At 38.9% G+C, this 14,292-nt stretch carries 17 protein-coding genes and 1 pseudogene; 3 read left to right on the top strand and 15 right to left on the bottom strand.

What is annotated here, in order from left to right:
* Nucleotides 1-32 precede the first annotated feature (32 nt).
* From ACDZ28_RS22810 to ACDZ28_RS22760, 11 genes and pseudogenes are all read right to left on the bottom strand, one after another.
* Nucleotides 33-467, bottom strand: a complete 435-nt coding sequence (locus tag ACDZ28_RS22810; RefSeq protein ID WP_375102816.1) for an NUDIX hydrolase — start codon at nt 465-467, stop codon at nt 33-35.
* Complete coding sequence (locus ACDZ28_RS22805) at nt 458-1,351, bottom strand: PhzF family phenazine biosynthesis isomerase (RefSeq protein ID WP_375105395.1); 894 nt, start codon at nt 1,349-1,351, stop codon at nt 458-460. Before ACDZ28_RS22805 ends, ACDZ28_RS22810 begins: the two co-directional genes overlap by 10 nt.
* Before the next feature lie 36 nt (nt 1,352-1,387).
* Entirely contained in the window at nt 1,388-2,125 is a 738-nt protein-coding gene (locus ACDZ28_RS22800; protein WP_375102815.1) for a DUF5071 domain-containing protein, read from the bottom strand.
* Between the two features lie 19 nt (nt 2,126-2,144).
* Nucleotides 2,145-3,188 carry a serine hydrolase domain-containing protein gene (locus ACDZ28_RS22795; RefSeq protein ID WP_375102814.1) on the bottom strand — a complete coding sequence of 348 codons (1,044 nt, stop codon included), beginning with the start codon at nt 3,186-3,188 and terminating at the stop codon, nt 2,145-2,147.
* Nucleotides 3,189-3,337: 149 nt separating this feature from the next.
* Nucleotides 3,338-3,769: a hypothetical protein gene (locus ACDZ28_RS22790; RefSeq protein WP_375102813.1), complete on the bottom strand. Its 432-nt coding sequence runs from the start codon at nt 3,767-3,769 to the stop codon at nt 3,338-3,340.
* A 15-nt stretch (nt 3,770-3,784) separates the two neighbouring features.
* Entirely contained in the window at nt 3,785-4,498 is a 714-nt protein-coding gene (locus ACDZ28_RS22785) for a hypothetical protein (protein WP_375102812.1), read from the bottom strand.
* A gap of 189 nt (nt 4,499-4,687) precedes the next feature.
* Complete coding sequence (locus tag ACDZ28_RS22780) at nt 4,688-5,218, bottom strand: ClbS/DfsB family four-helix bundle protein (protein WP_375102811.1); 531 nt, start codon at nt 5,216-5,218, stop codon at nt 4,688-4,690.
* 30 nt (nt 5,219-5,248) lie between these two features.
* Nucleotides 5,249-5,692 (bottom strand): annotated as a pseudogene (locus ACDZ28_RS22775) (DUF2569 domain-containing protein); the annotation flags it as partial.
* 112 nt (nt 5,693-5,804) lie between these two features.
* Nucleotides 5,805-6,662: a S66 peptidase family protein gene (locus tag ACDZ28_RS22770; RefSeq protein WP_339290896.1), complete on the bottom strand. Its 858-nt coding sequence runs from the start codon at nt 6,660-6,662 to the stop codon at nt 5,805-5,807.
* Between the two features lie 20 nt (nt 6,663-6,682).
* On the bottom strand, nt 6,683-7,333 hold the full coding sequence (locus tag ACDZ28_RS22765; RefSeq protein WP_339290894.1) for a pyridoxamine 5'-phosphate oxidase family protein: 651 nt from the start codon (nt 7,331-7,333) through the stop codon (nt 6,683-6,685).
* A complete protein-coding gene (locus tag ACDZ28_RS22760) occupies nt 7,330-8,202 on the bottom strand; it encodes a phosphotransferase (RefSeq protein WP_375102810.1) in 873 nt (290 codons plus the stop codon). Before ACDZ28_RS22760 ends, ACDZ28_RS22765 begins: the two co-directional genes overlap by 4 nt.
* 261 nt (nt 8,203-8,463) lie before the next feature.
* On the opposite strand from ACDZ28_RS22760, the gene ACDZ28_RS22755 reads away from it, so the two are divergent.
* Nucleotides 8,464-8,958 carry a hypothetical protein gene (locus tag ACDZ28_RS22755; protein ID WP_042127350.1) on the top strand — a complete coding sequence of 165 codons (495 nt, stop codon included), beginning with the start codon at nt 8,464-8,466 and terminating at the stop codon, nt 8,956-8,958.
* Nucleotides 8,959-9,055: 97 nt separating this feature from the next.
* Nucleotides 9,056-9,814: a hypothetical protein gene (locus ACDZ28_RS22750; RefSeq protein ID WP_042127348.1), complete on the top strand. Its 759-nt coding sequence runs from the start codon at nt 9,056-9,058 to the stop codon at nt 9,812-9,814.
* Between the two features lie 71 nt (nt 9,815-9,885).
* On the opposite strand, the gene ACDZ28_RS22745 is transcribed toward ACDZ28_RS22750, so the two are convergent.
* From ACDZ28_RS22745 to ACDZ28_RS22735, 3 genes are read right to left on the bottom strand one after another with little or no spacing between them, the layout of a single operon-like run.
* Nucleotides 9,886-10,359 carry a GNAT family N-acetyltransferase gene (locus ACDZ28_RS22745; protein WP_375102809.1) on the bottom strand — a complete coding sequence of 158 codons (474 nt, stop codon included), beginning with the start codon at nt 10,357-10,359 and terminating at the stop codon, nt 9,886-9,888.
* 45 nt (nt 10,360-10,404) lie between these two features.
* Nucleotides 10,405-11,454, bottom strand: coding sequence for a Gfo/Idh/MocA family protein (locus ACDZ28_RS22740; protein ID WP_375102808.1), 1,050 nt, complete (start codon nt 11,452-11,454; stop codon nt 10,405-10,407).
* 18 nt (nt 11,455-11,472) lie between these two features.
* Nucleotides 11,473-12,360, bottom strand: coding sequence for a sugar phosphate isomerase/epimerase (locus ACDZ28_RS22735; RefSeq protein ID WP_076118355.1), 888 nt, complete (start codon nt 12,358-12,360; stop codon nt 11,473-11,475).
* A 123-nt stretch (nt 12,361-12,483) separates the two neighbouring features.
* On the opposite strand from ACDZ28_RS22735, the gene ACDZ28_RS22730 reads away from it, so the two are divergent.
* Entirely contained in the window at nt 12,484-13,368 is an 885-nt protein-coding gene (locus tag ACDZ28_RS22730; protein WP_375102807.1) for a helix-turn-helix domain-containing protein, read from the top strand.
* Between the two features lie 66 nt (nt 13,369-13,434).
* Here the strand turns inward: ACDZ28_RS22730 and ACDZ28_RS22725 are convergent, their stop codons facing one another.
* A complete protein-coding gene (locus tag ACDZ28_RS22725; protein ID WP_375102806.1) occupies nt 13,435-14,262 on the bottom strand; it encodes a DUF3221 domain-containing protein in 828 nt (275 codons plus the stop codon).
* Nucleotides 14,263-14,292: the final 30 nt, after the last annotated feature.

Raw genomic sequence — 14,292 nt, 5'->3', positions numbered from 1 at the left:
AAAACTTAGTGACAAGTTCTGAAACCCTATTATTAATAAGAACCCAGCAGTATTTTTTTAACGAAAGGTGTTAATTCTAGGGTGTTTAATTGTTCAATGTCTATCCACTGGGCGCCTAGAGAGTCTTGTTCATCCCCATCAGTCTTTAGTTCATAATTCAAATCTAGTAATTCCACTTCATATATGATCCCTATATGGTGTAATTCTTCTAGCTGAGTATCACTGTATGGATAAATTAAAGTATAGGAAATTGAATCTTGAAGTTCCCCTTTTAAACTTGTAATTCCTGTCTCTTCCCAAAACTCCCTCTTAAGAGTCTCATATGGTTTCTCTCCAAACTCAATAGATCCACCCGGAAAGTCCCACTTCCCCGTATGAGGGCCTCTTGCTTTCTTAATTAGTAATACTCTATCGTTAATCACTAAGACACCATATACTCCAAGATGAGTATGTTTTATCAGCTCCATATGTCAAACTCCTTAACAAACACTGCGGTTCCAGAAATAAATACATCCATTTCACCGGATTCATTTCGATATACGTCAACACTCACTTTTCCATCTCTACCAATTTCATGCCCTTGTTCTACATTAAATTGAATCGAATCCAGATGCGTATCAATATAATTCAAATAATAGGCCCCCATAACACCTGACGCTGTACCTGTTACTGGATCTTCAACGGTTCCCGAATAAGGCGATGAGAAATGTCTAGCGTGCATGAGTGTGTGCGGATTATCATTTAGAATTGCGAATGGGTGCACCGATGCTTTTGGAAGCTGCGTTAAAATATCTGGAAACAACCGGTTTATCGGTTTCATTCTATTAAAACTTTCTTTATTCTTAACAGGGACTAATAGCGTCCAAGCACCTGTACAACCATACACAATAGGCAGATCCTCTTCTACCTCATCAAGGGTTAAACCTATGGCGTGTGCAAGCTTGGCTCTATCACCGTTAAATTCAATAAACTTCGGATGATCTTGCTTCATTTTTATCATTAATTGGTTGTTATTATCGAAGCTAAATCGAATGGGTAGCACTCCTACATTTGTTTCAATATTTACCGAGCTAACCTCTCCAAGAATCCCCTTTGTTTTCAAAGCAAATAAAGATGCCATTGTAGCATGTCCACAAAGATCGATCTCATGGCCTGGCGTAAAATACTTAAGCCTTAAATCAGCTACATCTGATGAGATTACAAAAACTGTTTCGTTAAAACCGACCTTGTGAGCAATAGATTGCATGTCACTTTCACTTAAATGAGCCGCATCTAACACTACTCCCGCAGGATTTCCTTTGTTCGGATAGGGCGAAAAAGCATCATAATGAAGGACTTTGACATTGTTCACTGGTAAGTCTCCTTTTTTTAAATACATATAGACTGATTAAGTGAGACACTCTGCTGTAAAAATCTCTATTTCACTTAAATTATTTTCGAGATTTGAAATAGCATTACATATAATAAACTGGTCTATATTGTCTTCATGATACTCTTTAGATAAATTTGGTTGTTTGAAGATTGTTTCTCTGAATCCTTTATTAAGTGCTTCACAATCAATTTCAGGATGAGTATCATGAAGTTCCTTGAGTTCAAATACAAGGGCATCTTTTTTACGCTGGATGATTTCACAGACTCCTTCTTTTGAGTACACATTATGAGTTAATAGGATTCTTAACGCCGTAAGATCACTGGCTTTTTCCTGTGAAATTTTAATTAATTCTTCTTGAATCTGTAGCACTTGTTTCGTATTCCAATGATTTATTAATTCTTCAAAAATATTGTACACCCATTCTTGATCATCGCTGTGGTGATTTAGTACTTTTTTAACATATGGAATCATCGGATCCCCTATTTCACGTAAAAAAACTGATATTTGCCCCGCACCTGGCCAATTTGTATCTTGTAACCATTCAAGTAAACCTGTCAGTACACTCTTCACACGTGGATATCCCAAACGCACGACTGTTTCAGCCGCACCATCCCAATAGTCTTTTGAAATAGGCTGCAGTAACAAATGAAGATTCTCTTCCTCTATATATTGTAACTTCTTTATTGCATCTTCTTTTTCCTCTTCGGGTGTGCCCCATGATAACTTTTTGATTAAACTTGATATACTTTCCATTGTATCCGCCTTTTCATCATCATTTCGTTGTCATAGCAAGCTTCATCGATAGCCTTATAGGTAGTGCAGCATTCCCCATCTGGTTCAAATCTCCCACCATAAATAAATCTTTAGTCGGATAATAAAAAGCAAACGATCCTGTTGATCCAGAGTGCCCCATTAACTCTCCCTTGCCCATAAAAAGCGTAATCAACCCATTCAAAGGAATTCTCATGTAACCACTGCCATAGTAGATAGGTCCCATGGATACTTGAAGTTTATTAGATGCCGATAGTTGTTCAAAAAACTCCTTATTAAACAGCTTGCCTCCAAAGAAGGCCTTCGTAAATATCATTAATTCACGAGCAGTGGTGATACAGCCTCCACTCGCACGACTGCTTCTAATCACTTTGGGTCGATAAATAGATTTATCCATATAATAGATATTCGGTATAATATCATTTTCATGTTCAGGCAGATATGTACTCTCGAATGCTAGTGGTTCAAATATGTATTTCTTATAAGCATCAGCTAATGTTGTATTTGTTACTCTCTCAACGATTTCACCAAGCATGTCAAAGTTTATATCGGCATAGTATGCTTTTCGCTTAGTTCGAGGTGCAAAATGTGGTTTCAGGTTCTTTACCAGCGCCACCTGCTCACTGAAGGTTGTGTAATAGTCCTCCTTTATGGCACGACTCTTAGCACTATTTCCTCCTTCTTCAAACACATCCGGCAGCCCACTGGTCTGAAACAACAAATCGGATAGGGTCAGATCAAATGAATAATCCTTGCCACCAAACACATGGATATTACTTAACAGCTCATTATCAAAATACTTTGTAAGCCTATCATCCAAAGAAAGTTCATTTTTCTCTAGTAAACCTAAAATACAGGTTGTAGTAAATAGCTTGGTGATGCTGGCCATTAGTAACGAGGAGTCAACATCCTTGCCTCCATATTCTTTGCTGTAAGAGAAGTCGCCATTGGTGTTCTCTACGAAAATGACTCCTTCATGAATATGTTTAGAACTTGTTGTTTTATTAAAAATCTTCGCGATGTTTTGTATTCTTTTGGTTGTCATGGGTTATCAAATCCTCCAATCCACCTTCCAAATGACAAGAAGAACAACAAAAACACATAACTCCAGCAAAAATACTAAGGATATAATTATTAATTACAACTTGGTTAACCCCGAATCATACACTGTCGTAATCAAAGTAACAGGTTTTCCTAACGATATTTTCGTTTTATTATCCATATTATTAATAACACAATAACTAAAGACCCAATTATAAAAAACCAAATCGTTTTACTTTCCAATTGACCGTTAGCATATTGACCTTTATTTATGGCTTTGACAAATTCAGCTTCGTTGGTCTGAATGGCAATGATTTCTTTTGGATCAGTATTCTTAATCGAATAATATGGCGTTCCTTTAGGGTAAGTATTTGAAAAGTTGCCGCTGTATGTTCCTTCATGGTCTGTATATCGGGTTACTTGACCTATCTTCTTATCGATTTCATTCGAAGGGACGAGTTCTTCGGGTGATATTTCATAAATATCGCCTGAGTAAACAACAAAAGAATAGGTCCAGTCCGCGCTCATAGAGCGTATTGGTAGCAAAGCAACAATGGCTAGAAATATAATAATGAACTTCTTCATCTTTTCCCCACCTTATCAACGGGATTCGATTGCTTTATACAGTTCATTAAACGTTCCGCCTTGATTTAATCCCTCAATAAGTTCCATTAAGCCTGACTTTCCTACGATCCCAAACCATCTGACAACTTCTGAATGGGCGATCTCATAATTTCCTTTTACTTGTGAGGGTTCATAAAAAGCATCTCTACTACTTAAATCATTAATATGATCTAAATTTAGACTTTCATCTCTTATATATCTATGATCAACTAGGGTTGCTAACCCTTCATCAAACCATACAGGCACCTTATCCTTATTCATTAATCTCGTTCTTAGCTCACTATGCAGCAGTTCATGAGCTATCACATCCTCATTAAATCCATCAGGACCAACAACGATGTAATGACCCCAATACGTATAATAAGTTTGTGCTGTTCGATTATTTTGAGCATATTTCTCTAGGGCTTTAGAAGATTGAACGAATAAAATGGTTGGATTAGCTTGTAACCCGTCAAAAACCTCTGAAATTCTCTCTTTAGATTGTGTGAGATCGTTTAAAATCATATCCTCCATATTCTCAGGGATGTCAGGTTCCACATAAACATGTTCAACACGCTCCTCCATACTAGAAAAGTCGACCATCATCGCATGAACAGGTTGAGGATTTAACATGTAGCTACCTACTAGTAACATTAGAAAGATAGAAAGAATTGCAGCGATGATGAATTTCTTTTTCCTTTTTTTCATCATACCAGTAGCTCCTTTGGGGTTATTAAAAATACTCCTGTTTCATCTAGAAGTACGGGATATCTTTTTTTGCATACTAATATACATTCTCTTCCACTAATCCCATCTCCTCCACATAAAACTAATCTCTATTCACATAAAAAAGCCTCTGCTTCAGAGATTTCTTCTCTTAGACAGGGGCTTGGTCTGCTGTTATTTAGTTGAGCTAATACCATTGTGCTTTTTCCATTTACGAATTTTCGAACGAAAAGTCTTGAACGGTGCAACGGAATTGATATGAATCCATTTGACCATAGGCCATCTTGGATTCTTACCTGTCCATTTCCGGACTCCTTGCGTAAAAAGCTCTTCATCACTTAAAGAATCAATCCATTTCTGCCACTGATGTTCCGTTTCTTTAAATAAAGATCTTAATTCGTCTAATGTGCAGGTAGCATATGAATGATAAAACGATTGATATAATCCGCCAAGTTGATTCCATTTATAGTCCGGTGAAGGCGTAATGACGGCTCTTCCTGCTTTTTCATCCCTATCCCATTTCATCACAAGGTTCAACCAACCCAATTGATACGCAATGATTTCTGCTGGTGTCCGATCAACCTCTTCCATACGAATGTCTTTTTGAGTATTCTCAATGCCATCAAATTCTTTATCAAGAGACAAATACGCAGTATGTATAGCATTTTTCAATACTTCTTTAGTGGGATAGTTGAGTGTAGACATCATAACTCTCCTTTATAGACCTTTGCTAAATCACTTTATAAAAGTATTATGTACACGTTCAGATTTCATGAAGTACGCAATCCAAATTGCACTCGTCATCACGGGTATAATAACATTCCGGAGTGACCGTCCCATTTCAATTTCTCTGACAAGTGGAATTTGTAAAAGAAGGACATAATCAATGATTCCAACTACGGGTACCACCACATAAAAAATAATTAATAATCGAGGTAATATCGATTTCCGTCTATAGAAATGAACTAGAATATATACACTGAAAAGTAATAGCGCTAGGGTAAATACGATTTCAAAAACAACGGTAGTTCCCCATAAAGGATGATAAAACTCTGATTCGCTTGAAGTTAGTGCAGTCCAGACTTCGGTGTCAAACATCATGGAAGAGTTCTGGAAAAACTGCATGATCTGAATGATAATCGTCCCATAAAGACCTATTTGTACGAGGATCAACCATCCCCCAAGTCCTGATACTCCTAAAGGTTTGTAATCTTTTTTGTTTTTCGATTATGTTTGTTTCCACGACAACTCTCCCTGTTTTTACATCTAAAGGATTATCAAAATCATTTCCTTATAAAGTAATATTCTCTCCAATAATAAGACACTTACTATCACTACCATGCCCGATCTCGTTCGTCTTTACGATAGGAATCCGGCTGATCTCCTTCAGATACTCTTCAACGATTGAAAATTCATTATAGCGCTCAAGTTCAGTAAACGACCCAAGAATTACTCCAGCGCATTTATCAAAGCTTCTAACTTGCTGCAGCTGGGCAAATAAGGAGACGATTTTGTTCGCTCTGCCACTTAAACTTTCTAAGAATAAAATCTGGTTCGAAGGGTCTGGAATATAATTGGTTCCTGCCAGCTTCAGAAAACATCGAATATTCCCTCCAATTACAATCCCGCTCATCTGGTTCCCACGGATCCAATGATATTTGAAATCATAAAGATCGTTATGCCCTTGGAAAAATGTTCGATAAAAAGCAGCTTGCTGCTCCGCCCCATCAGAAGAAACAAGAGTCATCAATTGATAATGATAGGATTTAGCATTACTTTGCGTGTATAAAGCATTCAAAATAACGGACAAATCACTCATTCCGAAAAAAGGCTTTGGATGCAATCGAATATTATCGTAGTCTAAATACTCCAAGATCTGGTTCGCGGAATCCCCACCTGAAATATCAAAAATCGCACGAATTTCATTATTTTTAAATAGTAGATTCAGCTCCGCTGCTCTTTCCTTAGGACTCCCACTGAAATAACCATTCCTTCTAAACAAGGTGTTGGAAATCACTACTTCAAGACCAAACGAGTTCATAATTCTAATTAGTTCTTCAACTTTAGTTAGGTTCTCTACCCTCACGCCATCAGAACAAGCGATAAGTCCTACTTTATTCCCAACAGTGAGCTTTAGAGTTCTACTCATCTCTGTTATTCCTCTCATCTCTAATATAAGCGATTCTCGTAGCTGTCCTTTAAAGACTTAGATACATCGTCTTGAGATAGCCCAAGCTTTTTCGCGTGATCGGCTATGATTACCGAGGGTTTAGGCAGCTCTTCTTTCAAGGGCCAGTACGTATCATCCCATAGATGTGATCTCTTAAAGGCTTTAGCACAATGCATATAACACTCTTCTACTTCAACGGCAATGCCCAATTTCGGTAGTTTACCTTGAGCCTCCATATGAACCATTATTTCTTGATCTTTGATAATTCTTGCCTGTCCATTGATCCTTAAGGTTTCTTCCAATCCAGGAATAATAAATATCAAGCCCACTTTTGAATTTAAAAGGATGTTGCGCAAAGAATCAAAACGTCGATTACCAGGCCGTTCAGGAATTACTAAATGCTTGTCGTCTAACACATATACAAAACCTGGAGCATCCCCACGCGGAGATACATCACAATTACCTGATGAATCACTTGTTGCTATAAAGAGTAACGGTGATTTGGAAATATAATCTCGGCAATGGTGATCGATAAGGGTTATACTCTTGTTGTTTACCAATTCACTGGGATACCCATACATTGACCTTAGTTCTTCTTCAGAGTCTATAACTTCTTTAAAAATCTCTTCACTGCCCAGCTCATTTTTCATTTGATCACCCCTAAATTTCTGAAATAATCCATTTTACTATCGATAAATCCATTGTCAAAGTCAGCGGCACCAATAAGTTCACCCTCACTGAAACATAAAGCAAATAACCAAAGCTGTCTAAGCGCAACGAACATAGGAACAGCACTAATATCATTGTCACTGAGATTTCTTAAGCTTCTGTATCCATTTAAAAATGCTGCCCATAACCGCTCTACTTCATCTTTATTATGGCCACTATGAATCTCTCTTGCTAATCTAAACTCTGCGATATCATAGGCTCTCCATCCGTAACCACAAATATCGAAATCATAATGAGTTAATTTCCCTTCGTCCGTGAAAGTCACATTCGTATTCCCATGCAAATCGCCATGGCAGATGCCCCAGTCGAGCCCCGCTTCCAGATGTACTTCAATCTGCGCTTTTAATTGTTTGGCAAGGTCATACAGGAATTGATAATCCTCTTGTCGATGCTTCATATGCAGTTTGATCGTATGAAGCGGTTTCTCAATTAAATGTTCAAAATCAAGTTTACCTCTTACATGTGCACTCTTAAAGTTATCCGTAGCTGTGTGGATTTGTGCAACTGACTGGCCAAATAAGTAGCTGTCTTCTACCGCATGAATAGGCTTTTCATTTCCTACAGCAAAACTAAACATAACGCCATACTTCACACCCTCAGGCACCAAAAACTCATTAATCATCATCCCATCTACCCGAGAAATAGGAATGGAGACGTTCACACCTTTTCCATGCAAATCGTTCAATAATTCTAATTCAAAATTTATGTCTGATTTATTTCGTCTATCCGCGCGATACACACGAAAGATGTATTTTTCCAATGCTGTTTCTAAGATATATGTATCGTTCATACCTCTAAGAAAATACTGCAGCTGTACTGGTTCTGGAATCTCATAATGTTCTTTAATATGTAATAATAACGCGTCTGTTGACAAGAGTGAGTATGTAATAGGAAAAAAACTCAAGTGTATCCCATCCCTTTAGATTATTGATAATACTATTTACACCATACCATATTTAGGGAATTGAATCATTTCCTTCTTAAATTCATGAGACCAATGTATGGTAATATAAGTATAATAATACAGAATCAAATACATGGAGGTGCTCGAATGCGTAAATCATCATTGATATTGAGTATAATTTTATTATCACTATCGTTAATTATGGGATGTAGCTCAGAAGTGGATGATGCCACTAAGGCCGCTGAGAAGTACAAAAACGTTGAATATACTGTCAAGGTTTCTGATGAGTTGTTTTCTACTGAATCCATTCTAGCGCGGAATGAAGAAATGAAACCGTATTTTACTGAATACTATACCGAAAAGGCTATAGGGAGCCGAATCACAACTATCCCTTACCAAATCGCTAATAAACAGAAGCTTTCTTTAGAACCAGATAACCTAAAGTTCACCCTCTCCGATCAAAAGAAAGATATTGTTGAGTTAAAATATACTTGTGATCTTGTTTTGTTGGATAAGGATGACAAAGAAAGTAAACGTGTCCCTTTGGAGGGAATACTGACTATGTTTGATGTGGATGGTCAATGGTTAGTGCAAGGAGATCGTTTTGACTCGGAGGCTTTAATGAAACTGATTTATGACTAAACACCCTTCATATACCATATTATTACTGGAACATATTATCTAACAATAGTAATATTAATTTCCAGTACATAGTAATATGATAAGGAGCTAATGAGTCATGAAGCGAACTGCATTGATCATAGTAACATTACTTTTATTATTGGGGAGTGTTCCAATTACTGCGTCAGCAAAAGCAGCAACTGCAAAATCATGGAAGACACTTTACTCTGAGTATATCAAGAAAACATTAATGGATGCTACTAGAGACAGGTCTTATGACGATAGCTTCAATTATTTCACTTTAGTAGATTTAAACTTTGATGGTACTCCCGAACTTATACAGGGGTATTCTTTCCGTTTCATCCAGCCCATCAACATTGCTCTAACCGTCCAAAATGGAAAAATCATTCCATTCAATTACCAAGGAAAGCTGAAGGATAATTCAGAGGGCATATTTAATGTAGGTATGAGTGGATTTCTACCGCGCAATGAAAATCGTGGCCTGAATCTCTATAAGAACAAAAAGGATGGAACATTACATTATATTTCTTTTGTAGATAGCAGTGGCTCGTACAATTCTTATCTGCAGGTTTTCGAGATTAATTTTCAAGGAACCAAATTTAATGATAAAGAGATCTTCTTGGCAGACATACCAGACCAAGATAAAACGGATGATACGCCAAGCTTTTATGTAAATCAAAAAGAAGTGAATAAATCCACCTATGATAAGGCGTATAAGCAATATTTTTCAAATTTAACATTAGTACCAAGTAAAGTTATCACTGCAAACTATATAGACTTGTTTAATAATGAAGTTAACAAATTCGTTCCAAATGGAATCACTAATTATATAAATCGTTTTTCTTCATCCAAATAAAGCTTGTTGATTGATCCTCGTTCATTAGATACAAAAAGCAGACTGCTCATTGGAGCAATCTGCTTTTTGTATTACATTAACTTTTTACGCATCCGATAATTAATTAACAGAACGCCTTTTCGTTCAACACTTTGTTCTGCAGCAAGCTCGTAACCATGTCGTTCGAAAAAGGGTCTCGCTGTAATACTTGCTTCGGTATCCATTTCATGAAGACCAAGCTCCCTCGCTTTCAATTCAAGCTTGTTCACGAGAGCAGAGGCTACGCCTTGGCCTTGGAAATCTTTGTGGACATAAAGACGATCCAAGTGCCCTTCCATCGTCATATCCGAAAAGCCAACTATATATCCGTTCATTTCGGCTACATAAGTAATATTTTGACGTAAAGAAGTGCTCCATGTATTAAGTTTGAGGGACTTTTCCTCTTTAGGTGCCCAAGCATCAAGCTGTTCTTGTGAATAGTCTTGTTTGTTTACAGCATGAACCGTCTCATAGAACAATGAGATAAGCTGACTAATATCCGATTCCTGATAAGCCCTAATTTCCATTCATCTTTCTCCTTGCTGGCATTTCTTCTATTTCACAAGTACTATTTACAGCTCTGAAGCACTCATGAACTGGATAAGATCAATTTTCTGACCTGTTTTAGCACTTTCCAGCGCTCCAAATACCATTGCCATACTATACCGATTATCCCTACAATTCGTCTCTGCTGGACGCTCTTCTGCTAGGGACAGGAACATTTCCTCCAAACATCCTTGATGGAAGGTTTTGTCCATATCAAGAACCTCTCCATTTACACGCTCAACATCACGAATAAATTTATCACTCTGATCTCCTGCTACGACTACTTCTGCATATGGCATTTCATGACCATCCCAAATCGCAGTTCCTTTTTCTCCATTCAGACGCCAAGCTGCTTCCCAAGAGGTAGAGGCACCTTCTGCACACCAAGACCCCTGATAAGTAAATACAGACCCATCCGACATCTCAAAGATACACACTGCCGACGCATTCCCCTTATACCATGATCCGGGTGGATTAAACTCCTGGCAGTAAACGGATATCGGATTAGCTCCACTTATAAATCGGGCCTGATCAAAGGTATGAATCGCCATATCCAGCAGTAGAGGACTTTCCATGACATCACGGAACCCCCCAAAATGAGCGCCGAGGAAAAAGCTAGCACTGATGTACCCTACTCTCCCAATGGTATCAGACTCAATTAAGTTACGCAAAGAACGTATACGAGGGTCATAACGGCGATTCTGCATCACAGCATGGGCATTTCCAGTTCTTTCTGAGATCTCAACAATCTTAGTGCACTCTGCCATAGTCTCTGCCAGTGGTTTCTCACTAAACACGTTACATCCAAGTTCTAATGCAGTGCTAGAAATACTGTAATGGCTTCCCGGAACTGTAACGTCAAACACAAGATTAGCTTCAGTCGCCTGAATTGCTTCTTTAATATCAGTAAACGTCAGACAAGAAATCTCATGCTTTGCTGCCATCGCTTGTGCTGACTCCAATCGTATATCTACAAGAGCAACAATCTGAATATCTGAACGTGATAAAGCGTATTCAATCCAGGCGTTAGCCATTCCTCCGCAACCTGCAACCGCTACACGGTACTGAGCTGTCATAATTCTCCCCCTCTACAGTTACAGCGGATTAGGTACAAAGCTACCGCCCCGGCATTGTTTCAAATAATTTAAAGCATGTACTTGTCCCATCATTTCCAGCTCATCCCGATAAACAGGATCATGCCAGCCTTCAATATCAATAGTACCTTTATAACCTGCCTGACGCAAAATAGAAATAACATCGGTCCAGTTCGTATCACCAAAGCCCGGAGTACGGTGCCATACATAAGGATTGGGGCCAAGAATACCATATTCTTTTACGATATCCCAAGCAATGGTGGCATCCTTACCATGTACATGAAAGATCTTATCTGTCCATTTACGTAGCTGCGGAATCGGATCAATCAATTGGACCATCTGATGACATGGCTCCCATTCGAGCCCTATATTATCAGCAGGCACAGCATTGAACATCTTCTCCCAAGCTAATGGATTGTGAGCAATATTCCAGTCACCTGATCCCCAGTCTCCACCCATGGAACAGTTCTCAAAGGCAATTCGCAAACCGCGATCCGCTGCTCTTTTGGACAACTCTCCAAACACCTCGGTGAACTTCGGAATAGATTCATCAATGGATACCCCTGGCAGCCTTCCTGTAAAACCTGATACCATATCCGTTCCGAACAAATGAGCATGATCAATCAGTCGCTCCCAGCTCGCAATTGCGTCGGAATTATCACCAGTATTCGTCAAAGGATTGCCGAAGATCCCAACAGATGAGATCACGAAGTCATGTTCTGCTGCAAGCTCTTGCACACGCTTTCCAGTTTCTACGAGATCTGTTTCCCCTGTAGTTTGCCAGAAGGTTAAGCTAAAAGATTCAAATCCATGTCCTACAATTTGCGGAATCACTCTTACAGCGTCGCCGCCGCCTACTAATGTTCCAATTCGCATTGTATCCTTCATCTTGTGACCACTCCAATATTGGTTTATAGTAAGTGCTATAACCCGAGTATATACTGCTTATGAGCTTAAAACTCTTATTATCTTGTGTTTATATAGTCGTATCTTGTGGGAGTTGTGTGAAATATGAGTTACCCTAATGATCTTAAAGAATATCCTCAATTAGAAGAAAAAACGTATCCCTTCCGATTATTTTTTAATGAATGCAAGAACGCAAAGATCGGTCAGAATATCCTATTTTTGCACTGGCATGAGCATTTCGAAATCATCATTATGCAGGAAGGCAGCGCCATTTTTCACATAGACAGCAAGCCCTATGAACTGCATGCCGGAGAGGTACTGTTTGTTCCCTCTGGAGGATTGCATGTTGGGTACAGTCTACGGGATGATCATGTTCGTTTTATCTCCGTCGTATTCCATAGTTCTTTATTTAAGGATTGGAAGCAGGATCCTCAGCATGAGCAGTTTGTAGTCCCTTATTTAGAGAATCGTTATCAGCTGCCGGTCAAACCTGCAGAGCTTGTTCCGACCTGCACCACATATTTTTCTCTTCTGGATACCATCGTTGATGAAGTACTGCAGAAAGGGCCTGCTTTTCAACTGGTCATCAAGAATCAACTGCATTTACTCTTTGTGCTGCTCTCTCGCACTTTTCTGCCTGAACAAGAATCCGGTAGAACAAATGAGCGTCACTCCTTTAATCGCGAACGTTTTAAGCCGCTATTAGAGTACATGGAGAACCATTTCGATGACAAAATGACCGTAGAGAGCGCCGCAAGATCTGTAAATCTAAATCCATATCATTTCTGCAAAACCTTTAAGAAGCTAACAGGTCGAACCTTCATCGATTATGTTAATCTTTGCCGAGTCAATGAAGCAGAGCGATTGCTCCACGAGACAGATTTTACAGTGACTGAGATTGCAGGAAGAGTCGGCTGTGACAATCCCAATTATTTTACCAAGCTGTACAAGCAGTATAAAGGCCTTACCCCTTCAAGGGTTCGAAAATAGGAGATTCGGTCTCTGTTCACAAAAAAAAGCACCGTTTGCCTCTCGCAAACGGTGCTGGCTATAGGATTATTCCGTAGCAGTAAGCTCTAGCCTCCGCACACTTGCAAGCGCGGGAAAAGATTCATTCACCGTACCGGTACTCCAAAGCTCAACATGCTGCCCTACTTTCAAATCCTTAAAGCTAATCGATTCTCCAGCTTCATTAAACATTGTTGACTTCTGATTGAATGAGAACCAGTAAGAGGGATCTTCCATACCAGGTTCAAGAATGAGAATCCGCTTCGCCTGTTTGGTATCGATCTGTACGATTTGACCTATTACATGTGGTTCGCCTAGCTCTGAAATGTCGTAGGTCAACATATCCGGATCAATCCACTTTTCTATCTCAAGTATGGCAGGTTCAGCATAATCAGATGGTATTGTAATCGTTACTTTATTACCAATCGTGTCCACACCGGAACCGTATAGATTAAGCTTCTGGTAGAGTTCTTGTTTATGCAAAAGCTCTTGTGCAGCTAATAACTCTTGCATCGAATATTTAACATCATGGAGCTCATAAGTACCTGCCGCGAAAGTCTGAGCAAACCGCTGCTCGATCTGCTTGCTCAAACCCACGATATTGATATGAACCTTATTATCCTGTAGATAGATATCTCCGTTAGGAATCTTCTGAGCCGACAGGAAAGCTTTAACCGCCTCTGGATCACTGGAGTAAAGCACTTTTTCAGCTTCAGGATCTTCTATTTCAGCGCTCGCAGTAGCCAAGATATCTGGATTTGCAGTAATTGCAGCAGCTGGAGCCGGCTCTTTATACGATTGTTGATCTTCTGAACAACCACTTATGAATAGAATAACAACAGCTATCACTATCCAGCTGCCAATCCTCTTACGCATCCTTGTCACTCCCTCACTCTTTATCTTCTC

The organism is Paenibacillus sp. RS8 (genome assembly GCF_041956825.1).
Lineage (GTDB): Bacteria > Bacillota > Bacilli > Paenibacillales > Paenibacillaceae > Paenibacillus_AQ.
Note: the sequence above shows the minus strand (reverse complement) of the source record. Positions and strands in the feature narration are given on the sequence as shown.

Excerpts from the sequence above, each read along its gene's own strand:
- ACDZ28_RS22810 (WP_375102816.1), bottom strand. The coding sequence starts at position 467 with ATGGAGCTGATAAAACATACTCATCTTGGAGTATATGGTGTCTTAGTG.
- ACDZ28_RS22800 (WP_375102815.1), bottom strand. The coding sequence starts at position 2,125 with ATGGAAAGTATATCAAGTTTAATCAAAAAGTTATCATGGGGCACACCC.
- ACDZ28_RS22795 (WP_375102814.1), bottom strand. The coding sequence starts at position 3,188 with ATGACAACCAAAAGAATACAAAACATCGCGAAGATTTTTAATAAAACA.
- ACDZ28_RS22790 (WP_375102813.1), bottom strand. The coding sequence starts at position 3,769 with ATGAAGAAGTTCATTATTATATTTCTAGCCATTGTTGCTTTGCTACCA.
- ACDZ28_RS22785 (WP_375102812.1), bottom strand. The coding sequence starts at position 4,498 with ATGATGAAAAAAAGGAAAAAGAAATTCATCATCGCTGCAATTCTTTCT.
- ACDZ28_RS22780 (WP_375102811.1), bottom strand. The coding sequence starts at position 5,218 with ATGTCTACACTCAACTATCCCACTAAAGAAGTATTGAAAAATGCTATA.
- ACDZ28_RS22770 (WP_339290896.1), bottom strand. The coding sequence starts at position 6,662 with ATGAGTAGAACTCTAAAGCTCACTGTTGGGAATAAAGTAGGACTTATC.
- ACDZ28_RS22765 (WP_339290894.1), bottom strand. The coding sequence starts at position 7,333 with ATGAAAAATGAGCTGGGCAGTGAAGAGATTTTTAAAGAAGTTATAGAC.
- ACDZ28_RS22760 (WP_375102810.1), bottom strand. The coding sequence starts at position 8,202 with ATGAACGATACATATATCTTAGAAACAGCATTGGAAAAATACATCTTT.
- ACDZ28_RS22755 (WP_042127350.1), top strand. The coding sequence starts at position 8,464 with ATGCGTAAATCATCATTGATATTGAGTATAATTTTATTATCACTATCG.
- ACDZ28_RS22750 (WP_042127348.1), top strand. The coding sequence starts at position 9,056 with ATGAAGCGAACTGCATTGATCATAGTAACATTACTTTTATTATTGGGG.
- ACDZ28_RS22745 (WP_375102809.1), bottom strand. The coding sequence starts at position 10,359 with ATGGAAATTAGGGCTTATCAGGAATCGGATATTAGTCAGCTTATCTCA.
- ACDZ28_RS22740 (WP_375102808.1), bottom strand. The coding sequence starts at position 11,454 with ATGACAGCTCAGTACCGTGTAGCGGTTGCAGGTTGCGGAGGAATGGCT.
- ACDZ28_RS22735 (WP_076118355.1), bottom strand. The coding sequence starts at position 12,360 with ATGAAGGATACAATGCGAATTGGAACATTAGTAGGCGGCGGCGACGCT.
- ACDZ28_RS22730 (WP_375102807.1), top strand. The coding sequence starts at position 12,484 with ATGAGTTACCCTAATGATCTTAAAGAATATCCTCAATTAGAAGAAAAA.
- ACDZ28_RS22725 (WP_375102806.1), bottom strand. The coding sequence starts at position 14,262 with ATGCGTAAGAGGATTGGCAGCTGGATAGTGATAGCTGTTGTTATTCTA.